Genomic DNA, 24,504 nt, shown 5'->3' with positions numbered 1-24,504 from the left:
GCAGCTTAACGAAAATCAATGAACACCCCCTCGCAGCACGACCGCCCCGTTTTGACAAATCAAATCTTGGCGACCGATCTCGACGGCACGCTGATTCCACTCGCTGACAATCCTGCAAATACCGCCGACTTGTCCCTGTTAGCAGCGCAATTGCAGAGTCATCACGTCACGTTGATTTTTATCACGGGCCGGCATTTCGCATCCGCTCAAACGGCAATCGAGCAGCACCAACTACCACAACCTGACTGGCTGATTTGCGATGTAGGAACGTCAATCTTTCATCGGCAGTCCGACGGCACTCTCAAGACGGTCCATGCTTATGCGGAACATCTTGGCGAGATCGTCGCTAAAATGCCTGTCGATGAATTGAAGCAGCATCTATCCGCTATCGACGGGTTGCGACTACAAGAATCAGAGAAACAGGGGCCGTTCAAGCTCAGTTACTACGCCGATGCCGCGCAGCTGGATTGCTTGGTCGAGCAAATCAAACAGAAACTCTCGCAAACCGCCGCACCCTATTCAATTATCCACAGCGTCGATCCTTTCAACGGCGATGGCTTAATCGATCTACTCCCCAGTGGGGGCTCTAAGGCGCACGCATTAGCTTGGTGGGTCGAACAGAATGATCTGCATCAGGATGCAATTGTCTTCGCGGGCGATTCGGGCAACGATCTGGCAGCACTGACAGCTGGTTATCGGGCGATTGTTGTGGGGAATGCGAACCGTGCAGTCGCGCAACAGGCGTATGCGGCGCATCGCACTGCCGGTTGGGAAAACCGACTGTATCTGGCGACCCAGCCAGCCACCACCGGGGTCTGGGAAGGGTGTCGTTGGTTTGGATTGGTTGATCGCGAGAAATCCTTGCCCCAAAAATTGGGAGCCACGCCAATCGGCGATCAGGCCACGTATTTTCGTGTCTGGGCGCCCGATCGGCGTCGTGTCGAAGTGGAAATTGACAACGGTCAAACGACGGTCACGCACGCGTTGCAAAAAGGCGAGTCGGGGTACTTCACCGGCGTTGTGCCAGAGGCCGCTGCAAAGGCCCGCTATCAGTATCGGCTGGACGACGGAACAGTCCGCCCCGATCCAGCCTCACGGTATCAACCCGACGGTGTGCATGGGCCGTCACAAATTATCAACCCCCTCGCATTTCCCTGGACCGATAAGAACTGGCCCGGCATCGCCAAGCGCGATCTCGTCATCTATGAATTGCACATCGGCGCATTTACGCAGGCGGGGGACTTTCAAGCGGCGACGGCGCAACTGCCCGAGTTGTCCGCACTGGGTATCACCGCTGTCGAAGTGATGCCGGTGGCGCAAACGCCCGGGCAGTGGAACTGGGGTTATGATGGTGTGAACCTCTTCGCCGTCCGCAACACCTACGGCGAGCCGGACGACTTTAAACGTTTCGTCGATGCTTGCCATGCGGCGGGTATGGCGGTGATCCTCGACGTGGTCTACAACCACGTTGGACCGGAAGGAAATTATCTGACCGAGTTCGGTCCCTATGCATCCACGAAACATCACACCCCCTGGGGCGACGCCTTTAACTATGATGAACCGGGCTCCACAGAGGTGCGGCAGTTTGTCATCGACAATGCCCTGTTCTGGCTGGAGGATTATCATCTCGATGGACTGCGGCTAGATGCGGCGCACTTTATAAAAGACGACAGCCGTCCGGCAATTGTGGATGAATTGCGCCGCGACGTGTCCCGCTACGCTGAATCGATCGACCGCACGATTCATTTGATCGCCGAGACAAACATGTTTGATCAGGAATCGCTGAACGACCAAGTCGATCGGTTGGCATTCGACGGCGTCTGGTGCGACTGTATAATGCATGCGATCTATGCACATGCATTACCCGATCTACGGATCGCCCATCGAGAATACCTCGGTGGCGATTTGGCCGACGCGCTGCAATACGGGTTTGTCTATTTCGGTCGCGACGAAAAACGCATCGAGGCATCGCAACGCCGAGATCTGTCACGCAACGCCGCAGGGAAGTCCTACATCGAGTCGTTCATCATCGGCTTGCAAACACACGACTCCGTTGGCAATCACCCACAAGGCCAGAGGATTCATCAATTGACATCCAAGGCGTTTCAAAAAGCGGCGGCGGCATTAACGCTATTGTATCCCGGCATCCCGATCATTTTTATGGGCGAAGAATTCGCGATCGATGCGCCGTTTCCGTTCTTCGTCGACTTTGAAAATGCGTCACTGAAACAAGCTGTCGATTCGGGCCGGGCTCGTGAATTTCCACAACACGTCTGGGGCGATTTTCTGCTGCCGTCCCAATCCGACACGTTTTATCAAGCCAAACACGATGTCCCCGACCGCCGCGACGAGGAGATGTTCGCCTGGTACCGCGATTTGATCGCACTGCGAAAACAAGGCCTCGCCGAAGCTTGGTTGTCCGCCGACAGCATGGCGGCCGGTTATGATCCGCAGACTGAAATCTTTTTCCTGCGCTTTCGAAAAGATTCCGGAACAGAGGTCATCGTGCAAACACGGCTCATAGGCCCCGCTGAAAGTCCCGACAAAGCCGTCTCGATTCCGATGGAGGGCACTGTGCTCTTATCGTCCGCAAAACTCCCGCAGTCCGACAACCAAAACATCACGCTACATCCCAACCAAGTCGTCATCAGCCAGACCTCGTGAAGACCCATTGCTCCACATTCCGCGTACGAAGCCACTTACGCCGAAGGCGTAACTCATCATAGCCTAGGGTCGCGAACGAAGTGAGCGCACCCTAGGAACAAGTGCGATGTCAAATGCCTCCCCTGAAGGGGGAGTTCAATCATTAACCCGCCGAGCAATCTTTGACAATCGTTGACAAACCCCTTCACGGTTTGTTCGATGGCGATGGCTTTCCCAGCGTGGCACGGCTTCGCCGTTTCCCCTGGGCTGTAATGTTCAACCCCTTCGGGGTTCTGTGCGGAAATTCTTAGGTAAGTTGTTTCACCAACCGCGAAATCAACCATGATTAAAAAAACATTAGGCCGTACCGGACTGGAAGTCACGCAGCTAGGCTACGGCAGCATGGGGCTGCGGGGACCGAACACCTGGGGCGTCCGCACGGTCAATGACGCAGCGGCCGAGTTATTCCTGAATGCGGTGCTGGATGCGGGAATCAATTTCATCGACACCGCCCCGGATTATGGAATCAGTGAACAGCGCATCGGCCAATACATCGGTTCCCGCCGCAACGAGTATTATCTAGCGACCAAGTGCGGTTGTGCCTATACGCAACATTTCGATCACATCGATATCGATCACGTTTGGACCAAAGAGGTCGTGCAGCGGAATATTGAAACGAGTCTTGAGCGACTGCAAACCGATCATATTGATCTGCTTCAGTTTCACGGAGGCGACGCACAGGGACTGCAGAGCGCGGGGTTGATCGAGTTGCTGATGGACTATCGCGATCAAGGCGTGATCCGCTTCATCGGGTCCTCCAGTTCGTTGCCGCGGCTTCCCGGACTGATCGAATTGGGTGTGTTCGACACATTTCAAATTCCCTATTCCTGCATCGCACCGGGGCATCACGATTGGATAACGAAAGCCGCTGAGACCGGCGCGGGAATTATCATTCGCGGGGGAATTGCGCACGGCGGTCCCGATGCGGAGATCCAACGCGATGCACTCAACCAAGTATGGAGCGGTGCTGAGCTGGATGAACTGCTTACGGAGGGCATGAACCGCGCCGAGCTCATTCTGCGTTACACGATTTCGCACCCACACTGCGATACCACGATCGTCGGCACCTGCAACGCGGATCATCTGGCGGAAAACGTCGCCGCCATCGAAAAAGGGGCACTACCCGCAGAGCTATACAACGAAATCACGACCCGCGTCGCCGCGCTGGGGGCATAGCTCGCCGCAAACCCCACTCAACATGCTATTCGCTTTGACAGGCTGGACGGGGGTTGGCACAATGTGAGCGCAGTGCTCTGATGTTCTTGCATTCCTAAAAATCCCCGGAGATGATCCGCGATGCGACAGACGAAATTGTTGGCTTTTATTGTGGTGCTCAGTTTGTCTCGGTTTGGATATGCCGACGACTGGCCGCAATGGTTGGGGCCGGAGCGGGATAGCATTTGGCGGGAAACGGGCATCATCGAAAAGTTTCCAGACGAAGGGCCTCCCGTGAAATGGCGGATGCCGGTCGACTTGGGTTATTCCGGACCGGCGGTCGCCGACGGACGCGTGTTTGTGACCGACTATGTAAAAGAGTCGGGCGACATCATTAACAGCCCGGGCGGTCGGAACAAACTGAATGGAAAAGAACGCGTGCTCTGTTTCTCGGCTGAAACGGGTGAAGAGCTTTGGAAGTACGAATACGACCGGACCTACAACCTCTCCTACGCCGCCGGTCCCCGCTGCACACCGACCGTTGCGGGAGGCAAGGTTTACACGCTGGGCGCCGAGGGCGATTTGGTCTGTCTGACCGCTGACACGGGGGAACTTGTTTGGCGGAAGGACCTGACCAAAGAATACAACACGACCGCCCCGATCTGGGGTTTCTCCGGGCATCCGTTGGTGGACGGGGATTTGCTGTATTGCCTCGTGGGAGGCAAAGGGAGCGTGGCGGTCGCGTTTAACAAGGATTCCGGCAAAGAAGTCTGGCGGGCGCTTTCTGCCGACCCGCAAGGCTACTGTCCCCCGACAATGATCGAAGCGGCTGGCATCAAACAACTCTTGATCTGGGATCCGTACAACCTCAACAGCTTGGAGCCCAAGACTGGAAAAGTGTTGTGGAGTGTGCCGCTGCAACCCGCCTATGAAATGTCGATCATCGCGCCACGACAGTCGGGCGATTTGCTGTTTGCCAGTGGCATTGGCCGCGTGGGAGTCATGCTGAAACTGGATGACGAGAAACCAGGCGTAAGTGAATTGTGGCGGGGAAAAGCCAAGAAGGCCGTTTATTCCGCCGAAGCGACGCCGATTCTTGAGGATGGGATGATCTACGGCGTCGATTGCCACGACGGAGCTCTTGTCGGTGCCCGCATCGAGGATGGGGAACGACTGTGGCAAACTCGCGTGCCGACCAGTGGCGGTAAACGCCGCGCCGATCACGGCACCGCGTTTTTGGTCAAACAGGAGGACCGGTATTTCCTCTTCAGTGAAACCGGTGACTTGATCATCGCCAAATTGTCGCCCGAAGGGTACGACGAAATCAGTCGGTTCCACGCCATTGAACCGACGAATGAAGCGTTCGGCCGCCCGGTGGTCTGGGCGCATCCCGCCTTCGCGGAGAAATCAGCATTTATCCGCAATGACAAGGAGATTATTCGGGTCGATCTGGCGGAATGACTTGGCCGCCGATTCTTGGCCTGCTTTCGCTCGACATCACCGGAATCTCTTTGCATTCATTCAGTCTGCCTGGGTAGAATGCGAGCGAAGGTGCTGACGCTTGAAATACGAGGCATGAGTGGAGCAGGAGGCAGTCAAGACATGGGCAACACGTTCCAACCAGAACCGAGGAGGCGCATGTCTGTCTCACGCCTAGCGCTTCAAACGGCAGAGCCACAATGCCGCCGACAGTCTCTTCACGTGGTTGCGGCACTGCTGGTTTTGTGCATTGTTTCCACTGTCGGACGTGCGGAGGATCCCGCCGACGAACAGCGCTTCCGACCGCCGCCGCCAATTGATACGGAGTTGTCGCGCACCAAAGATGTGAGCATCATCCGGATCGAAGAGAGCGACGAGGACGATGACATTTGGGACAACCACCATGGTTACTGGAAGCACGAACAACGCGATCACCGATTCGGTCGCCTGCGTGTGAAAGACGAATCGCTGTTGCAGTTGCTCTGTGGCGAATGCCGCATTTCGCCGTTGCGCGTCTTTGGCGGAAATCGCCTTCCCGAGGGGCGGTACAATGTCGTCATCAAGGGGCTACCCAAGACCGGTTCCCGCGCCTATGCGGCCGACCAATTGTCCCGCGCTTTGGAGACCTCGTTCGACATCAAGATTGTCCGCGAAGTCCGCGAAATTCCCGTTCTCACGCTGATGCCGCTCAAGGAAGCCGCAGGGAACATTGGTAAGAAGCTTGAAAACCGCAAAGATGACGATCATTCGCAAAGCGTGAGTACCAGTTCAGACGGCGACGGCGTGACGGAGGTTGAATACCAGGGGACTCTCGCCAGTTTTGTCGAGTACCTTGAGGATGAAATCGGCGAGGCTGTGGTCAATGTGATCGAGCTGAGTGGACAAGTTACGCTGAAGTTCGATCACGAAACCGTCCCGGATGTCGATGATTCCGACTACGATTACTACACCGCTGAAACGCTGATCGAGCTTCGCCGTCGGCGATTGGAAGACATCGACAGAAGCTTGCGCAAATACGGCCTCACACTGTGCCGTACGCAGCAGCGCGTTAAGGGGATCTTCATTACGCCGCAGCGGAGTCAGCGGTCCGACGAGACCGCACAGCCCATCAAGCAGGTTGCCGGAACTGATGCGGATGTTGTCGAATGACGCCGTTCTTACCGTAGTTCAAAACTGCCATTCGCTGTAGAGCTTGGCGCGAAACTCGCCCCATTCTTGGCCGCTGCGTGGTGTTTCGCCCGATTTGATGATCTGCCCGACGTATTCATCCATCGCTCGCAAACGTTCCGAGACAACGGCGATCGTGTTATAGGCAATTTTCAGCGCCGCTTGGGAACCCAAGTCAACCAAGCTGTGGAACCGCGCTCGATCTAGACGTGCGACGGTCACATCGGTTTCGGCGGTTACGGTGGCCGAATGCGGGGCGGGGTGGAAAAACGACATCTCGCCGAACGTCCGCATCCGTGCCAGCACTGCCAGATCGCGCTGCCCGCCATCGCGGGTTTTTTTGGTCACTTTGCAGCGTCCATCGATGATGATCCAAATGACTGCGTGCGAGTCTCCTTCGGAAAAAATCGTCTCTCCGGCGCTGTAGTCTTCGATCGACATCAGGTTGACGACTTTTTGCAATTCCTCGGTCGACATGTTCACGAACATCGGACAGTCGATAAAATCTGCCGCAGTGTATTTCGACACGTTTACATTCCTCCCAACACGGTAGCGCGGCCCACACGCCCCAATCCAATAATGTACGAAGCAGTCCTGAGCGACACTCCTTTTTCTTCCGCGATTTTCCAAACCTTGTTGAGACTTTCCAACATGATGCGATCCAGTTCTTTACGCACCCGTTCCAAGTCCCAGCGGAAGTGTTGGCGGTTTTGCACCCATTCAAAATAACTGACGATCACACCCCCGGCGTTGGCCAAAATGTCCGGGAGAATTAATATTTCGCGATCATTGAAGCTTTCGTCCGCTTCGGGAACGGTCGGGTTGTTGGCCGCTTCAATAATGATTTTTGCCCGCACGTGCGGGGCGTTTTCTACATTCAACACGCCCCCCACAGCTGCGGGAATCAACACATCGACCTCGCTGGTGAGCAAATCGTCGTTACTGATTGGCTCGGTCCCTTCAAACCCGGCAATGCCGCGATGTTCTTGGGCGTAACGGATTAACTCCGGGACATCCAGACCCTCTGCATTCCAGACACCGCCGGAAACATCGGTGACTCCCACAATCTTGGCGCCTTGGTCGTGCAGGAACTTGGCTGTGAATGTACCGACGTTCCCGAAGCCTTGAATCGCGATCGTTGTGCCGTTGATGTCCATTTTTTTGCGTCGCAAGACTTCCGCCGTGCACAATCCGACCCCACGACCGGTGGCTTCCATACGTCCGTCCGCTCCATGCAATTCTAGCGGCTTGCCGGTGACGCAGGCGGGGTTGAAGCCATGATATTTTGAGTACTGGTTCATGATCCAGGCCATGACCTGGGCATCGGTTCCCATGTCGGGCGCAGGAATATCCTTGTCGGGGCCAATGAAGTCATGGATTTCATCCACAAACTTGCGCGTGAGTCGTTCTAATTCGCCGGGACTCAAATTGCGGACATTAACCGAGACCCCGCCCTTGGCACCGCCGTAAGGAATATTCACCAGCGCAGTTTTCCACGTCATCAACGATGCCAACGTCAGCACCTCATCGGCGTTGACCTCATGGTGAAACCGCAAGCCGCCCTTCATCGGGCCGCGCGCGCTGTTGTGCTGAATCCGATAACCAATAAACGTTCCGATCTCGCCGTTGTCGCGTTCAATGGCGACTTGGACTTTGAGTTCCCGCTCGGGAGTTAACAACAACGTTCGCATGTTTTGAGATAGGCCCATGTGCTCCGCGGCCTGCTCAAAATATAACCGGGCAGCATCAAATGAACTCATCTTTCCTGCACCTTCACGTTAAGAATTGCGGCGCGGCTGAGAAATGAACGGAAATTCACCGCTGCAGCAAGTGTAACTTAGCGATTGTCTGCTTGTCACGTACCGGTTCGTGTACCATAGACGTCGGGAACGACGCAAGTGGAAACCCTACCCGCGGGCCAGTCGTGGGAAGCGAAAAAATTCGGCAGACTCCCGAAAAAAACTTGCCCGCCGATTGAAAATGCCCGTAGAATTGAGGCAGCCAAACATTCTCTCAGGGGGCGTTATGGAAATCTCGTCGCGAACACCGGAAGGGGACGACAACCAGTGCGCGATTTGCGGGAAACCAGTTGTCATCGAACCTTCACAGCCGCCAGGCGATGCGCCTTGTCCGCACTGCGGATGCTTGCTGTGGTTTGGAGCGAATTCGAGCCTGCTGGGCGATTCAAGCGAAGATCTGTCTGAGCAAGAAGTCGCATCGATTCTCCAGGAACATCCGATTTCGATGCAGATCATTGAGATGATTCCGGAATCGATCGCGCGAGAAAACACCGTGATTCCCCTCGCACTGGAATCAGAAGCGCTGATTGTCGCCATCCACGACCCGATGGCCTATGAGGTGTTGGACAAACTGCGCTTCATCCTCGACCGGGATGTCGACGTGGTCCTGGCCTCGAAAGAGGCGATCCAGGCCGCCATTAACCGTCACTATGGTCAAAGCGAAACAGAGTCGGTCGACTCCATGCTCGCGGAATTCACCGAAACGGCGATCGATTTCACCGAAACGGACTACGGCGACGGCATCGACTCCGACGAACCCGATGGCTGCTAGAGCGATTGGGTTGACGTTCCTGACGATCCATTTTAACGCTCCGCTCGTAAACTACTCCCGTCAGGCTGCATGCCCCAAAAGTGATCCGCGCATGCAAAAGCCGCCCTGAGGCGGCTTTTACACGTCGTATTCTTCCTCGATTTGGCTGACTAATGCGAGCTAAATGCGAAGAAACTTCTGCTTTCGTTCTTCAGTTTCCCACATTTAATACGCCATAGCCGGGCGATGCGTGGGAGGAATTTCAGGGAATTGGCGTTTTTATTTGCGAATCGATGGTCAGCGTGCCGGGAGTCGCAAGTGTTTATTAATGAGTAGGTTACGCGATTAATCTTCCTTGACGTCGGCTCCGTGACGCTCCAAGGAATCGGTGCAATTGATGAAAAGCCAACAGGTGGCGCTGACTAGGTAAAGAGCAGCTACCAGGTAAAAGAGCGGGTCGTAGTTCGCAATCATCTTTTCCTTCCCCTCGACCATGGTCGCCACCGAGTTGAAGTCCAGAATCGCTCCAAAAATCGCCGGTGCGACGACACCTCCGACCGTGCCGGACGTGTTGATGATGCTAAACACCGTTGCCGAATACCGTCCCCCTAGATCGGTGCATGCCCCCCAGACTGTCGGTTGGCTCCAGTCGCTGAAGAATTTGACCGCAAACAGTGCCCAACCGGCGGCGACTCCGCTCTCGCGGGAGATGACCACAAACATCAACATGCAGGCCAAAAACTTACCCAGAAATCCCACAGTGCTGCGCGACCAACGCCGGCTGCCCGTTACGCGAATCAGCAAGTCATTGCAAAAGCCGCCCAGCACGCCGCCGATGGCTCCTCCCCACAGCGGCAGGCTAACCAACAAACCCGTTTGACCGATCGAGAAGCCTTTGGTGTTTAAAAAGTAATCTCCCATGAACAGGCTGTAGACCATGTCGGCGCCAGCGCTGGTGAATTGTTGGATCACGAAAAAATACATACTGCGGTTTTTAAGTACGAAATGCCAAGGCAAGACACGCGGCGCGCCGGCCGCTGGGGGAAGTCGGCCTTCGTCGATGAGCTCGCGTTCCGCATCGTTAACACGGGGATCCTGATGTGGCGAGTTGCGAAACAGTATTAAAAAGCTAATGCCAAAGAGCGCGCCGACGCCCCCCATGACCAGCAATCCGGTTCGCCAAGTCAAACCACACCAGGACATCAAGACGGTCGCCAAAATGATGGAAGACATCGCTCCACCCCCTCGGCCAAACAGGGTGGCGATGATCGATTGCATGATCGTTCGGCTGGAGAGCGGAAACCAAGCTTGTGTGACGTTGGCCAAGCTGGGATAGGCGCCGGCTTGTGCGGCCCCAAACGCCAAGCGTGTGGTCGCCAGTCCTGAGAAGCTCGTCACCCAACCCTGACAAGGCAACACCAACGACCAGAGAACGATGATCAGCCCCAGGAAAAAATGCGGTCCCATGAAGTCGCTCAAGATGCCCGACGGCACTTGCCCGATTCCGTAGGTGATATTAAAAAACGCCGCCAAACTCCCGGTCTCAGCTTTGTTGAAGCCGTATTCCGTTTCCAATGCCGGGCCGATGAAATTCCACGTGTAGCGGTGCAAGTATAAAAACCAAGACGTGAAACAGGCCAAGGCCAGCACCGTCCAACGGACGTTGGTGGGTTTTCCATCTTCCATACACGGTCCGATTTCAATACGAATAGTTTCAAAACCCTCTGACGCGTTTTACTGACACTGATCTGCACGTTTCGAGAACAAGCGCAGCCCGGATTTTGAAACTGGTTCTAGTGAGACACGACAGCGATGGGGAAACGCGCTGCCGGTGAAATGCGATCCGTGCATCCTAAAGGTCGGCAGCGGTCACGGCAAGTTGGCCCTGCTGCGGCAATGGGAAGCACCCCAGTTTCGCCTGACTCGATTTGACTGGCAGCGCAGCAAGTGAGACACTGTACGAAACAGTTTCCATGTGCATCTCACCGCAGCGGAGTCCCGCTATGAACGAGTCAAAACGTCCCGTTGTCAATTCACGACGTGTGATCGTTTATTCCTTCTTGGCGATCGCCATCGCGGGCGGACTGACGTGGTATTACGGGATAAAGGGCGACGCGCGCGCCGCACCGAGTTCCAACTCCGTGATGATCATTCAGCCGTACCGCTACGCGGGCACCTGGGTGTTCGATGACACATCGGTGGGGCTGGTGCGCGAGCCGTTCGTTGCCGGTGTGCCGGAGATGATCGACGCGCTCGTCGCTGACATTCCCGACGCAGAGCAGGGCTTTCGACTGACGTTTTCCGCCGCCGAGTTCCCCGGGTATCAAAAGAAACTCACTTGGACGCGCAGCGACGGGACCGGCAACTACTATCGTCTTGATGATCCGCCGATGGAAGGCTGGATCTGCCCGGCCTTGTTTCAGTATTACACGGCGCCGCCCAATGCATTGTTCGTCAAAGCCGACCCGGTGCCTTAAGCGGTGTGGTTCCTGCACGTGAAACGCGATTTCAATTACGGTCAGCTATTTGTCCAGCGGAGCAGGGGCGGGCGGGACGAGCGGGCGACCATCCGTGCTGGTTGGGATGCCGATTTCCGGTTGCGGAACCGGAATGAGTTCGCCCGGTTTGGTGGTTTCGGTTTTCAATTCCGCCGCAGTGGTCGGCGGTGCCGTCATCATCGGCATGTACATGTCCGAAGCGTCATACACCATACCCTCCATGGGCATCGGCGTCCCGTTGACGTCCTGCATAATCGTGCTGCTAAAGTCCGACGTTTCGCAGGGGCAGAGATTGCCGCTCGTGGAGCTTTGCTGTTGCGGCATGATGGTTTGGTTGTTGGCAGCAGTGTACGTGCCATTGACCGGTGCGTAGTTATTCACAGCGCCGGTGGTTGCGTTGTAGTTCGATTGATTGCTGGCAACGTACGACGAGTTGCCAGTGGCCTGCGTCTTGGCGTTGCCTGTTGTGGCGACCGTATTGTATCCGCCGCCATAGTTATAGGCCGTTGGGGTATAACCATATCCACCGTAGTTGCAACACTGGTCATAACAGCAGCAACAGCCGGTGGCGACCCAGATCAGGCTGCCGAACAGAATCAAATTGAGCCGGTATCGCATGTTGCCGTTCCTTCTCATGCTACGAACTAACAATTTTTGCGCGACCTGCGTAAGTCTTCGACCGAACCATCAAGAACAAATCTTGCGGCCTGAAACCATCCGTAGATGGATGATTTCGCAGAACGTCGCGTCGCTCAGTAAATCCTCATTGTGTGCTTTATCGCACAGCCTCAACGGGGAATCCCGTTGACAATAGGTCATCGATGTCTCAAAACGGTCGGCGGATTACCGGCACGCAAAAAACACCAAATTGCCTGTTTTATGTTATCGGCAAAATCGACAAGGATGAATCAATCGTTTTCATCGTTTTAGTCGTACAGAGATAAAATGGGGGCTACGGTGACTGGTCAAACGACGCCCCACACGGGCACGCGTGCTCGTTTCGCTCGCCTGGGGAATTTATTTTGCCTATAATGGCTTTCAAGCTAAGGTGTTGGAATACCTGTCGAATAGCTCATCGCTTGGGGCGTTTTTTAGGGATCGCTTGCCAAGGCCGGGCTGACGCATCTGGATGAAGCAATGCGCGGGACCGCACCTCTGCTGCCTGCGTGAGTTGGAAAAGGAATGACGATGGTTAGCGATACTGGGGCAACTCCCGGCGACTTGGGTGACAGAGTCAGCAACCGTCACTCAGCACCGCTCTCCGCATCGGGACAGTTTTGCCCCATGCTGGGCGCAGGTAACGCCGCATCCACCCAACTGTCGGCCGAAAATCTGACGCTTTTGAAAGTGCGGCTCAAAGCGGCCACGTTGCTGATGTTTCTCGGCTTCCTCGCTTTTTTGGCCCTGGACCTCGCCTACTCGCCCGCCGACGATATTGAGGGCGACACGATGCTCACTTCGCACGTGCTGACTACGGTCGGCATGGGAGCGTTTTGTCTCTTGCTGTGGAGCCGATGGTGCCCCACGCTGTGCCAACTGCGAAAAGTGGAAGTCGGCGTGTTTGGCCTGGCCGGCGCCTATTTTGCTTGGGAACAATTCGACGAAGCCTGTCTGTGCATCCAGCATGCCGGGGCAATGAAAGTCTTCTTGACACTCTTCGCTGCCGACGCCGCTGTTGAGTGGGTGACGTTGATCTACCTGTATGGGCTGTTCATTCCCAACACTTGGAAGCGCGCGGCGGTCGCCACCGGACTGATGGTGGCAGCACCAGTTGCCGTCACCGTCGCGGCGGCAGCAACGCGAGGGCATCCAGTCGACTTGCTCAGTCATGGCGAATTTTTGTGGATGCTGTTGTGGCTAATCATGGCGGCGGTCGCATCGGTTTATGGGTCGCACAAGATCGGCGACCTGCGGCGCAGCTTCGTCAACGCCCGCCAAATTGGTTCGTATGCATTGCGCAAAAAGCTGGGCGAAGGGGGCATGGGTGAAGTCTATCTGGCCGAGCATCGATTGCTCAAACGGCCGTGCGCGGTGAAGTTGATTCGCCGTGACCGCGAACAGGATCCCGAAGCCATCGCGCGTTTCGAAAGCGAAGTCCAAGCGGCCGCCCAACTGACCCATCAGAACACGATTGAAATCTATGACTACGGGCACACGGATAGCGGCACCTTTTATTACGCCATGGAGTACCTTCCCGGCTTGAGCCTGCAGGAGTTGGTTGAACGCTACGGCCGCTTGCCGGCATCTCGGGTGATTCACCTGCTGCAACAAGTGGCTTCGGCTCTGGAGGAGGCGCACGCGAGTGGGTTGGTGCACCGTGATATTAAGCCGGGCAATATTTTCGCGGCGCAGCGGGGCGGTGTGTATGACGTCGCCAAACTTCTAGACTTCGGTTTGGTGAAAACAGCGCTGCCGACCAAAGGGTCGCCGGATTTGACATTAGACGGCGCGTTGGTGGGATCACCATTGTACGCTCCTCCTGAAACCGTTACCGGTGATCAGGCGGCCGATGCCCGTAGCGATATCTATTCGTTGGGTGCGGTGGCCTACTATCTGCTAACCGCCCAGCCGGTCTTTGTGGAGAGCAAACCGATCAAAGCCCTGTTTGCACACGTGCATCAGGATGTCGTGCCTCCTTCGAACTTCTGCGACGACATACCCGCCGATTTGGAATCTGTCGTCATGCGTTGTTTAGCCAAGACGCCGCAGGACCGGTTTCAGTCCGCTGTGGAATTGGAAGAAGCCTTGGACGCGTGTGACAACGCCGGTGCGTGGACAACGGCAGCAGCGCGAACGTGGTGGGCCAAACTCCCCCCGGAATCCGCTCCCAACAGCGAATCGGTCACGGAGGACCTACCCGAAGCGACCATACTGGAAGTGCAGATGCAGTAGCCATGTCTTTCAGTTGGTGTCGCTCCGTCCCCAGCCATCGGTCGCTGCTAAAGGCCGTACAACGCAGAGAATTTCTCGCGGAGATGATTCACCAATGGTTGATACGCTAACCGTTCCCCCGTGACGACTTCCACCAGTCGGTTGGCCCGGTACTGTTGGCCGCGTTGGTGGATGTTTTGGTTTAGCCACGTTTTTAGTGGTGCGAAATCCCCGGCGGCGAATTGTTCGTCCAGATCACCCAGATCGCGGCGGGCCGCTTCGAAGAATTGAGCGGCGTACATGTTCCCCAATGAATACGTGGGGAAATACCCAATACCGCCGCCACTCCAATGGATGTCTTGCAGGCAGCCCATGGCATCGGTGGGGGGCGTAATGCCGAAGTATTGTGTGAACTTTTCATTCCAAGCGGCCGGAACGTCCGCCGGTTTGAGATCGCCCGAAACGAGTGGCTGTTCCAATTCAAACCGCAACAAGATGTGCAGGTTATAGGTGGCTTCGTCGGCTTCGACACGAATGAATGTCGGCCGCACATCGTTCACGCACCATAGAAACGTGTCTTCAGCGACATCGGCCAGGGCGGTGGAAAAGGTTTGCTTTGCGGAGGAATAATAGTGATTCCAAAACGCGCGACTGCGGCCGACGAAGTTTTCCCACAACCGCGATTGCGATTCATGGATGCCTAGCGAGGCGTAGGTCCCCATCGGCGTGCCGAATTCGGCGGGATTAAGTCCCTGCTCATAGATCCCATGCCCCGCTTCGTGCAGTGTGCCGAAAAATGCGCCGGGGAAGTGATGTTCATCATAACGCGTGGTTAACCGTGTATCGCCTGGGCCAAAGCCGCTGCAAAAGGGATGGGCTGCTTCGTCCAATCGGCCTTTGTGAAAGTCAAAACCAATTGCCGTCGCGGCGGCTGTGCCGAAGTCTCGTTGCTCAGCGACCGGGTAACTGCGTTGCAAAATAGAAATGTCCGGTTGCCGCCCGCTATCGACGATTTCGGCGATCAACGGCACCAGTTCGTCGCGCAGCCCGGCGAACAGCGTGGTCACCTCAGCTGCGGTCATGCCCGGTTCGTATTCATCCAACAATGCGTCGTAGGGAACACCATCGCCGTAGCCCACCACGTCAGCTTCCTCGCGGCGAAGTGCGACGACCTGTTCCAACCAGGGAAGGAAGTCGGCAAATTTGGAATCCTTGCGAGCCTGCACCCAGGCTTGTTGCGACAAGGTACAGACACGTGAGAGTTCCTCGACCAATCTGCGCGGCAGTTTCGTCGAACGATCGTACTTCCGCCGTGCTTCACGGAGATTGGCTGCCGAGGGCAAATCGGGATCGTCCGATTTCTCGTTTTGTTCGGCTGAGGCGAGCAGGTCGCCCAATTGCGGCGACGTGGCTCGTTCGTGCACCATTCCGGCGAGCAGTGAGAGTTGATTGGCGCGATGTTCCGCCCCGCCGGGAGGCATGTAAGTCTGTTCGTCCCAACCGAGGACGTGGCCACAAGATTCTAATAAGGCGATTGAGCGGAGTTCTGTGAGTAGTGAATCGTAGGAGGTCATGGGCACGCGTATCAAAAGGGAAGGGCGGGAATTCAAGCGTTAGCGAGTTAATCTGAAAGTGCAAAGTTAAATCGTCGAAATGCGGATCACAACTTGTCGCTTATAAAAATACTGTGTTGGGTGCCACTGGCGGCTTGCCCGCCAGTGCCGTGTTAGGATGGGGTGTGCCTGTTCAGTTGCGTTGGTCATTGTTCACACTGGCGGACGAGCCGCCAGTGGTACCCCAAATCGGGATGGCCTGAAATTTTAAGTAGCGCTGTCATACTATAGTGTGTGCATTACTCAGTTTCGCCGGCGCGGTACATGGGGAGGAAGCGGTAATAGACTTCCAAGCAGAGCGTGCTCAGCACGGTGGAATAGATGCGTCCTCCATAGTCGCCCCAGGGAGGTCGCGGATCCCAACTGCCGGTTGCGTGTCCGTCTTTGCGTTGCGTTTCCACCAACGTTTCGCGGACGCGTTCATTCCATTGCTCCCACGGCTGCCCGCCGTATTGAAACATGGCCAACGTTCCGTAATACCAGTAATACAAATTTTGTTCCGACTGTTTCGGCAGATGTTGCATCAGATAGTCGACGGCGGCAGCGCTTTGCGAGTTTTCGCGTTTGATGCCCAATACCTGTTTGCAAAACAGAGCTTCGGCGGTCATGGCGGGGGTGACCTTATCGTCGAGGCGATATGCGGATAATCCTCGTTTTTTACCGCGTGAGTGCGAGACAAGAAAATTGATCGTCAGGCTGCGTGTTTCAGCGGGAAAGGTGAGTCCCGCCGTTTCGGCGCTTTTGAGCGCCATCAATTGCCAACCAAACATGCTGACGTCGCCCAGTTTGCCGGGTGTATACCGCCAACCGCCATCCTTGGGATTCTGCCGTGCTACGATGAATGCAATCGCCTTTTCCAATGGCTCGCGGAGCGTAGGGTCCTGTGTCATGCCATAGGCCTCACCCAGCGCGATTGTCGCCATCCCGTGACAATACATCTTGGCGTAATGCGTGGCGTTGCCGCCGAGGAAGCCGTCACCGTCTTGTTGGCGAATCAACCACCGCAAAGCATGGTCGACTTGGTCGGCGTAGATTCCTTCTTCGTGGGTATAGCCTGCGCCGAGAAATGCCAAAACAGCAAGCCCGGTCAGCCCCGAGTCCGCCTGGACGCCCGATTTGGGGACGTTGTCTTTTTCGGAACCTTGGTGTCCTTTGAGTCCGGCCAGTCCCCAACAAACGTCGGCTCCTTTGGGGCAATTTTCTGTAAAGCCATTGGCATCCCAAAATCCGGCGGCGCTTTGATGCGCGGCCAACCATTGCAGGCTGTCTTCCACCGCCTCTTCAGAAGCGGTGGTCGCTCCGTGGCGGATGGCGACTCGCTCGCGGTTGTCGACATTGCGAAGTTGATACGTAGCAGGCAAGCGGGCCACACGTCGTTGGTCGCCGGATCGCGTCGTTTTCGTGCGCGTCAGACGCAATTTTGCGTCTTCGGAGATCGGTTGTGGCCCTCCCTCACGCGTCAACAAGAGCGAGTCGGGATCGTCGTCGCTTTCCGGTCGGGGATTCCGTTCGACATCGTCATCCAAACCAGGTGTGCTGGGCGTGGTGCCGGGATTGTCACGACGGGTAAAGGCCTTCGATTTGGGGCGCCCTTTGCCGACCTCTTCGCGACGTTGGGCCGTCTCCGCTCCGGGGTCATCCGCCGATAAGGTCTCGGCGGCATCTGCAGTGCGGCGATTGGCCGCCTCGGAATTCGGCCCGCGTTGCAATTGTGACGACGGGTCGGTGGTAGCGTCGGCCACTTCCATTCGCTGGCTTTCCCGCAAGTTGGCAGTGGGGTCTTCTGTGCGGCCACGACGACTTTCGCGTTCTATTTCAGATTTCGCCACCCCTTGGTCCTCCGGTTGCCGCTCTCCGGTGCGTGGTGCCGGGATGTCCAAGTCGGGACGCGATTCGACTGTCTCTTCGTAATTGTCGAGTTGGGTTCCGTCCGCTGTCCGTTCGGTCGCCGGGACACTGCTTTCGGCGCTTGGGATTTCAAGTTGGTCCTCTGGCATTTCGTCGGGAACATCGGCAAGCGCCACTGGTTCGGGGTCTTGCGGCGACTGCTCTTCACGGGCGATCTCCGGGAGTTCCTCGGTCGCGTCTTCGTAACTTTGACGCTGCGTGGCGGGCAGTGGCGTCGGGGTTAGGGCATCCCAAGCTGGGGCATTGGGGTCGGCGACTTGTTGCTGATCGTCGATCGCGGTGAACACCAATTGCTCGATCTCAAAGGTTGGCTCTTTGGGTTTGACACGGATGTCGGCGCCGGCCATGGGGATTTTATCCGTGCCCAATGCCAGCGCGCAGTGGGCAATGATCGAAATCATTAACGAGATCCGCACTTGCCGCGCATTGCCGTGGCCGGTGATGAACATAAATGCCAAAACCACCGTGGCCAACCCCAGCGCTACCCAGGCCAGGTTCAACAGCCAATTGTTGGACGACAGCGAGGGTAACCAGTTTTCGAGTCCGGTGAAAATTGTCGCACTCATTGCGGATCCTCACCTTCGACACGAGCGGCCAATGTGAAATGTTTGATTTGGGCCTGTTCGCAGATGCTCAGAACGTCGATCACCTGTTGATAGGCGTTGTTGCCATCCGCGCGAATCATCACCGCTTGATCGGCGTAACGCTGTTGGGCTTGTTGCAGCCGTACGTTGAGTTCGTCGATCGTTAGAAACTGACCAGCCACTTTGATGCGGCCGTTGCGAAACACATTGACTTCGATCCGGTCGGGCGGATTGGTCAACGGCCGCGCTTCGCTGACGGTGGGCAGGTTGATATCGAATTCCCGTTCCAACTCCGTAAACCGAGCGCCCACCATAAAGAAGATGATCAACAGAAACACGACGTCGATCATCGGCGTCAGGTTCAACGTCGGTTCTTCGTGTTCTCGAACTTTCAGTGGCATAACTCATCCCCCGGCGTCAATGCCCGGCGAGTGCGGTAGTTGGACATTAGCGAACGCTTACGCGGATTCGGCCCTGACTTTGTCTTTGGCGTTTTTTCGTGATGATCGATCATTTTCGCGGCGTTCGGCGAGAGATTCCGCGGAGATCAATCCGACCACCTTTTGTGCGAGGCCGTCCATTTCCATTACCAGAATGTCGACGCGGCCGGAGAGGTACATGTAGAGAATCAACGACGGAATCGCGACGGTCAGTCCGCCGGCTGTCGTCAGCAACGCCACGCCAATGCCACCGGCGAGTTGTTCGGCCTTGCCCATTGCCGTGCCGCCGGCGATTTGATCAAAGGCCATGATCATCCCCACGACTGTTCCCAACAGACCCAATAAAGGTGCCACCGTGGCGACACCGTTGAGGACCCGCAAATGCCGTCGCAAATTAGAGACCTGCCGCTCACCGCCATCGATAATGGCCTGTTCGATCTCTACGCTCGGTTTGCCCCACTTGCGGACGCCGTGGGCGAATACCTGTGCTATCGGGCTGCCGTTTTCTTCGCACAATTTGACCGCCAATTGCGGGTCGAGTCGATCTTGTTCAAGGTGTTCTAAAAATCGTGTCACAAAGGCATAGGGAATCACGGTGCGACGACGCAATACCATCAAGCGTTCGATCGAAAACCAGGTTGCAATGATCGAGGCAATCACAATCGGTAGCATGAACCAGGTCATGTTCCCGGCGGTTAGTTTTTCAAACAACGTCGCGGGACGCGCTGCCGCATTGGCACGATTCGCATCGTTGGCTGCATCCTCAACTGGCGCCGGTTCTGCGGCCGATTCCGGTTCAGTTTCGGCGGCAGGCTCGGTGGTCCCTTGAGCGAAAGTCACCGCGGGGACGACCGCCAATAGCCAGCAACCGACGATAATGGCGACAAAATGACCTCTGGGCAGACGAAGAGGTGCAATGTATTTCCAAGACATGATCGATTCCATCGATATCACGTTTTGCGAGAAGCTCGCGGAAATGCCACGCGGTGTAATTCTGCACCGGCGACGGAGTCGGGCAATGTTCGCCGGAGCGCGCATTGCGTCGTTCAAAGGTCTGTTTCAAGGCACGAGCGGCGAGATCCGTCTCGAGCGACTGGTTCCTGAATGGATGGTGGTTTAACGGGATGCCTTCAAGCGGGCATCAGCGAGTCGAGCTTTCGCACTCTCGGCATGTTTACTCTCGGGAAATCGTTTTAACAAATCCTCATACGCTTCGGCGGCCTTGTCCCAGCGATTTAGCTTTTCTTCGCACATGCCAACGCTCAGCAGCGAGGCGGATTGGTATTCAGGAAAATCATAGAGAATATCCACCTTCAACAACTCGGCAATCGCCTGCTCGTAGTCCTTTTGATGAAAATAGGTATTCGCCAAGATAAATTGACTCTTGGCAGCCGTTTCTGTTTTTTGCCCCGATTCGCTTTCCGTGACCCGGCGAAACGCCTCGCGGGCTTCATCAAATTTGGCTTGGTTATTCAAGCTCCGCCCGAGCACTTCGTCGGCCTGATACAGGTAGGGTGACTTGGGAGAGGCGGCGCGAAATTCGGCAACTGTTGCCGCGACATCGTCGTAACGTTTTTCTTGTAGGTGAATCTCGGCCAGGAGCAGCCAAACCGAAGGAAACCAATCCAGCTTTTCCACGGTCTCGCCTTCGGTTGATTCACCGTCGGCCAACGCCGGCTCGGTGCGGGCTTTTCGTAATTCATCCAGAGCAGTGCGGGCCTTGTCGAATTGCCGCAACTCATAGTAGGCCTGGGCAGCGCGAAACCGCGCGTCCCATTGATGTTTGCCTTGGGGGAAATCGGTCAGCGACCGTTCGCTCAACTCCTGGGCCGCTTTCCAGTGTTCCTCAATGACATTGATGGCAATCAAACGAAAGAGCGCCTCTTCGCGAATTTTATCGGTGAGTTTTGGATTCGATTCGAGTTGCTGAAACGCCGGCCGCGCCTCGGCCAGCTTTCCGGCGATAAGATCGCTGATGGCCAATTGCAACCGGGCATCGTTGGCCAGCGGACTGTCAAGGTGCTCCGCTACAATACGGCGACAGATAGCATCGCTGCGTTCATAGTGTTTCGCCGCATGGAGCATGACAGTCCATTCGTTGAGCAGCTTGTCCATGTCGTCGCGCTGGGGGTATTTTTTAGTCAGAGCGGCGTACATTGCATCGGCGTCGTCGATACGCTGCGAGGCGCGCAACTGCCGCGCTGCTGCCAAACCAGCTACGAACGCCTTGTCGGAAGGAGCATATGCCTGGAAAACGTTCTTGAAGACTTGGGCGGCTTCTTCGATCTTGCCCAATTCACGCAGGCTAGCGCCGTGCTTGAACCCTGACTCTGCCGCGAGGCTGTGTTCGGGATAGTCAGTGACAAAGGTGGCGAATGAGTCGGCCGACAGGTCGTACTGTTTTTGTTGGTACTGCGACCATCCCAGGCCGGAAAGACCGATGGGCCGGTATTTCGAATCCTTGTCCATCACGGACAGAAGCTCAAACAGCTCTGCAGCCCATGGGAAGTCGCTATTGTCGTAAGCAATGTTGGCCAACTCTTCGGTCGTCCGTGCAAAATCTACGCTGTGGGGCCAGCGGGACTTGAGTTGCGTATGGTCGGCAACAGCGGTCGCTTTATCCCCCAAGTGGGCGGCGGCCCGTGCGCGGATCCCCAAGGCTTGTGAGACGAATTCGCCCTCTGGAAGCATTTTCAGATAAGCGGAAACCGACGTGCCCGCCGGTCCGTATTCCTTCAATTTCAGATGACACAGGGCATCTAGCACATAGGCATCGACGTATGCGGTGTCGGTCGGGTTTTTATTCAGCTGTGCGGTCAGTGGAGCGATCACCTCCAGAGCTTGCTGGTATTTGCCCAACTCATACATCGTATACGCGAGAAAATAACGCGCCCGCAATTGCGTCGTCTCAATTTCGCTTTCTTGCATCACGGTGCGGAATTCTTGTTCCGCGGCGGCGAATCGCTCAGCGGTCTGCTTGGGATCTCCCGTCTTGGCCAGCGCCAGATTGATGCGTCCCTGAACCAAGCGTTGGCGATACCTCAATCCGCTGGTGGGAAATTCTTGTGTGAATCGTGCAATGAGTTCTTCGGCTTGGGAATGTTTGTTGCCCTTGAGTGCCGCCAGCGCCGCAGCATGCAAGGCATCGTCGGACAACGCATGCTCGGGCCAACGTCGGATTAATTCCAAATAGTGCGCCACCGACTTGTCGGTCTGATTGAGTCGCTGCTCTGTATCGGCCCAGTGATACAACGTGCGGGCGGCTTCGGGGGCGTCACTCAATTGTGCATAGTTCACGGCAAAGACTTCCGCCGCTTTTGCGTACTGGCCTGCCGATTTCAAACTGGCACCCTGCCAAAAACTCGCATCAGCGGAGAGCTTCTCGTTGTCGGCCAAGTGGCTTAAAACATCAGCGGCCTGCCGATAGTCGCCCGTTCCGAAAAGCGATTTGCCGAGTTTCAGTTGAGCATCGGCAACCAGCGGGCTGTCGGGAAATTCCTCCACCACAGCTGCATAAGCCGTCGCTGCTTTGGCGTGATTGTTCTGATCGAAATAGAGGTCGGCCAACAGCATTCGCGCTTCCGCAGCTGCTTCGCCGGTTAGGTCTCGCGACAATTCCGCGTAGATCGCTTCGGCTTCGTCCATTTTTTGAAGTTGGCCGTACGCCTTGGCCAAACCGAATTTGGCTTGGTTCGCCAACGCTTTGTCGACTTTGTTTGCGGCGACCGTATTGTAGAGCTCGATAGCTTCGGCCGGTTTGGCAAGCGCCAATTGTGCTTCGGCGCGGTTGTAGGTCGCGCGGGTGGCCAGGGGATCGTTGGGGAACTTTTGCAGAAACTGCTCGAGCTCGCCATCGGCGGACTGATAATCATCCAGTAAGAAGCTACATTCGCCCACACGGTACATGGCGTGGCTGAGGTAGCGGCTATCTTGGTGCTTGGCGATGAAAGACCGAAAGACTTCGCGGGCTTGTTTGAATTCCTTGAGATTGACCAGCGCCATCCCCAGAAAAACCTCGGCCTTTTCGGCCTTGGGGTGGTCCGGCAGATCTTTGAGGAACGTACGGAATTCGTCGACCGAGAGGGCCCACTTGGCGCGTTGATAATAACCCGTCGCAAGCCGGTAGCTTTCCAGACCCTCAGCAGATGCAGCATCAGCCAATGCCAAGCAAGCGGTGGTCGCGCAGGCGAGCACTAAAACCGACTTGTTTAACAGGGTGTGGAATCGTTTCGATGCGACTTGTGCCATTCCCTTCACCTTAACTGTCTCTGACCGTTTAAAACGTGAAAACGTTTTCGTCGCGAAGTCTAGACTCGCTTCGTCGCCGGAGTCGGGCGACGACCGCCCCTTCCACGGTAATGTTGAATTTCTGCAAGAAATACCGCTTCCAGGCTGGTTATGTTACCTGTATCGAGGCTGGCTCGGCAAGCGGGATCGTATGTGAAGGGTGCTGGTTGGTGAGAACGGTCTGTTCTGCAGAATTCAAAATGCAGATCCCCAGGCAACATAATACAGCCACGTCATTTCCCGAACGGCAATTTGTGCAATAACGGTTTCAAGACGATGGTTTGCATTCTCTGGCCGGGGAGTCGCTGGTGAACTCAAGACAAAAAGCCGCGTCGGCAATGTCGCCGACGCGGCTTTTGAGTCCATAGTCGTGTCGTCCGTCGTTATCCAATCGCCCCGAAAGTTTGGTTGAAGGCTCGATCGCGAAAGTGTTTCATCGTGATTGCCATTCCCTACTTTTAAGGTATACGAAACTACTAGTGAACTTACTCTACGCAACCTTCGCCGCAGATGTCGGAAGGTCCGCCGGCACAGCGAATCAGGTGGTCATGGTCGATGTAGACCACTTGCACGGTTGCATCTTCGGTCGTGAACGGAATCGGCCAATCCGAACGTTTGATTTTGTCATAGTAGACGGTGCACTTGTAGTGGCATTTGTGCAATTTTGCCGGGCCAGCCATCGGGTAGAACCGGCATTCGCCGACGTGGTCGACACAAGGTTCTACGACGATGCGGACGTTGTTGCGAACCGTCTCGGCAACGAAGGGCAGGCCTCCACCCACGTCATCCGGCAGAGCCCGCATGACTTCGTCCTCAGACGGTGGATCTTGACAGAACAAAGGAGCATTCTCTCCTTCGACTGGATCCAGAATCGGCACGCGATTGTACCGTTCTTCTTCCCAGTATGAATCTTCAATCAATTGGCTGAAGTAAGGACTAACCGGGATGATCGGCGTTGCCTTCCAGAACTTGGAAGCCACAAGCGCGTGGTCCCAGAGGAATCCTCGTGCCAATGTACAGCCGCTACTCGTGAAGGTGACGAGGCACACCGCGGTCAGCAGTGTTAGCCTTTGCGTCAGCTTATTGAGCCTATTCATGGAAATGTTCTCCGAAAGATTCCGATCAGGCGATCCGGTTGGTTGGGTGATACTAAATTTCCCTGCTACTGTTATCGTGAATCGACAGTGCACAACTTGTGAAAATCTTCCAATTATGCCGATTTTGTCGATTCTCGAGGTCCCGTCCATCT

Annotated in this window: 17 protein-coding genes; 7 read left to right on the top strand and 10 right to left on the bottom strand. The window is 55.9% G+C overall.

Annotation, left to right across the window (positions count from 1 at the left end; translation table 11 throughout):
• Window positions 1-18 precede the first annotated feature (18 nt).
• From treZ to CA54_RS24620, 4 genes are all read left to right on the top strand, one after another.
• Window positions 19-2,664: a malto-oligosyltrehalose trehalohydrolase gene (gene treZ / locus CA54_RS24635; protein WP_146373664.1), complete on the top strand. Its 2,646-nt coding sequence runs from the start codon at window positions 19-21 to the stop codon at window positions 2,662-2,664.
• A gap of 321 nt (window positions 2,665-2,985) precedes the next feature.
• Window positions 2,986-3,879 carry an aldo/keto reductase gene (locus CA54_RS24630; RefSeq protein WP_146373663.1) on the top strand — a complete coding sequence of 298 codons (894 nt, stop codon included), beginning with the start codon at window positions 2,986-2,988 and terminating at the stop codon, window positions 3,877-3,879.
• Between the two features lie 120 nt (window positions 3,880-3,999).
• Window positions 4,000-5,319, top strand: coding sequence for a PQQ-binding-like beta-propeller repeat protein (locus CA54_RS24625; RefSeq protein ID WP_146373662.1), 1,320 nt, complete (start codon window positions 4,000-4,002; stop codon window positions 5,317-5,319).
• Window positions 5,320-5,496: 177 nt separating this feature from the next.
• The gene (locus CA54_RS24620) at window positions 5,497-6,486 is read left to right on the top strand and encodes a DUF3738 domain-containing protein (protein WP_197532805.1); all 990 of its coding nucleotides are present in this window, start codon (window positions 5,497-5,499) and stop codon (window positions 6,484-6,486) included.
• An 18-nt stretch (window positions 6,487-6,504) separates the two neighbouring features.
• On the opposite strand, the gene CA54_RS24615 is transcribed toward CA54_RS24620, so the two are convergent.
• Together CA54_RS24615 and CA54_RS24610 are read right to left on the bottom strand one after the other, a co-directional pair.
• Window positions 6,505-7,032, bottom strand: a complete 528-nt coding sequence (locus CA54_RS24615; protein ID WP_146373660.1) for a cyclic nucleotide-binding domain-containing protein — start codon at window positions 7,030-7,032, stop codon at window positions 6,505-6,507.
• A 2-nt stretch (window positions 7,033-7,034) separates the two neighbouring features.
• On the bottom strand, window positions 7,035-8,264 hold the full coding sequence (locus CA54_RS24610; protein WP_146373659.1) for a Glu/Leu/Phe/Val family dehydrogenase: 1,230 nt from the start codon (window positions 8,262-8,264) through the stop codon (window positions 7,035-7,037).
• Between the two features lie 265 nt (window positions 8,265-8,529).
• Here CA54_RS24610 and CA54_RS24605 point away from each other — a divergent pair, with 265 nt between their 5' ends.
• The gene (locus CA54_RS24605; protein ID WP_146373658.1) at window positions 8,530-9,075 is read left to right on the top strand and encodes a GspE/PulE/PilB domain-containing protein; all 546 of its coding nucleotides are present in this window, start codon (window positions 8,530-8,532) and stop codon (window positions 9,073-9,075) included.
• 324 nt (window positions 9,076-9,399) lie between these two features.
• On the opposite strand, the gene CA54_RS24600 is transcribed toward CA54_RS24605, so the two are convergent.
• Window positions 9,400-10,740, bottom strand: a complete 1,341-nt coding sequence (locus CA54_RS24600; protein WP_146373657.1) for an MFS transporter — start codon at window positions 10,738-10,740, stop codon at window positions 9,400-9,402.
• A gap of 317 nt (window positions 10,741-11,057) precedes the next feature.
• On the opposite strand from CA54_RS24600, the gene CA54_RS24595 reads away from it, so the two are divergent.
• Entirely contained in the window at window positions 11,058-11,531 is a 474-nt protein-coding gene (locus tag CA54_RS24595; RefSeq protein ID WP_197532804.1) for a DUF6717 family protein, read from the top strand.
• A gap of 45 nt (window positions 11,532-11,576) precedes the next feature.
• Here the strand turns inward: CA54_RS24595 and CA54_RS24590 are convergent, their stop codons facing one another.
• The gene (locus CA54_RS24590; protein ID WP_146373656.1) at window positions 11,577-12,170 is read right to left on the bottom strand and encodes a hypothetical protein; all 594 of its coding nucleotides are present in this window, start codon (window positions 12,168-12,170) and stop codon (window positions 11,577-11,579) included.
• 570 nt (window positions 12,171-12,740) lie between these two features.
• On the opposite strand from CA54_RS24590, the gene CA54_RS24585 reads away from it, so the two are divergent.
• Complete coding sequence (locus tag CA54_RS24585; RefSeq protein ID WP_197532803.1) at window positions 12,741-14,444, top strand: serine/threonine protein kinase; 1,704 nt, start codon at window positions 12,741-12,743, stop codon at window positions 14,442-14,444.
• A 47-nt stretch (window positions 14,445-14,491) separates the two neighbouring features.
• Here CA54_RS24585 and CA54_RS24580 read toward each other — a convergent pair whose 3' ends face one another.
• From CA54_RS24580 to CA54_RS24555, 6 genes are all read right to left on the bottom strand, one after another.
• A complete protein-coding gene (locus CA54_RS24580; protein WP_146373654.1) occupies window positions 14,492-15,997 on the bottom strand; it encodes a carboxypeptidase M32 in 1,506 nt (501 codons plus the stop codon).
• A gap of 278 nt (window positions 15,998-16,275) precedes the next feature.
• On the bottom strand, window positions 16,276-18,510 hold the full coding sequence (locus CA54_RS24575) for a hypothetical protein (RefSeq protein WP_146373653.1): 2,235 nt from the start codon (window positions 18,508-18,510) through the stop codon (window positions 16,276-16,278).
• Entirely contained in the window at window positions 18,507-18,929 is a 423-nt protein-coding gene (locus CA54_RS24570) for an ExbD/TolR family protein (protein WP_146373652.1), read from the bottom strand. Before CA54_RS24570 ends, CA54_RS24575 begins: the two co-directional genes overlap by 4 nt.
• 57 nt (window positions 18,930-18,986) lie before the next feature.
• A complete protein-coding gene (locus CA54_RS24565; RefSeq protein ID WP_146373651.1) occupies window positions 18,987-19,901 on the bottom strand; it encodes a MotA/TolQ/ExbB proton channel family protein in 915 nt (304 codons plus the stop codon).
• A 183-nt stretch (window positions 19,902-20,084) separates the two neighbouring features.
• Window positions 20,085-23,216, bottom strand: coding sequence for a tetratricopeptide repeat protein (locus tag CA54_RS24560; RefSeq protein WP_146373650.1), 3,132 nt, complete (start codon window positions 23,214-23,216; stop codon window positions 20,085-20,087).
• 524 nt (window positions 23,217-23,740) lie between these two features.
• On the bottom strand, window positions 23,741-24,352 hold the full coding sequence (locus tag CA54_RS24555; protein ID WP_146373649.1) for a hypothetical protein: 612 nt from the start codon (window positions 24,350-24,352) through the stop codon (window positions 23,741-23,743).
• Window positions 24,353-24,504: the final 152 nt, after the last annotated feature.

Source organism: Symmachiella macrocystis (assembly GCF_007860075.1).
Taxonomy (GTDB): domain Bacteria; phylum Planctomycetota; class Planctomycetia; order Planctomycetales; family Planctomycetaceae; genus Symmachiella; species Symmachiella macrocystis.
This window is presented reverse-complemented; position numbering and strand designations above follow the sequence as displayed.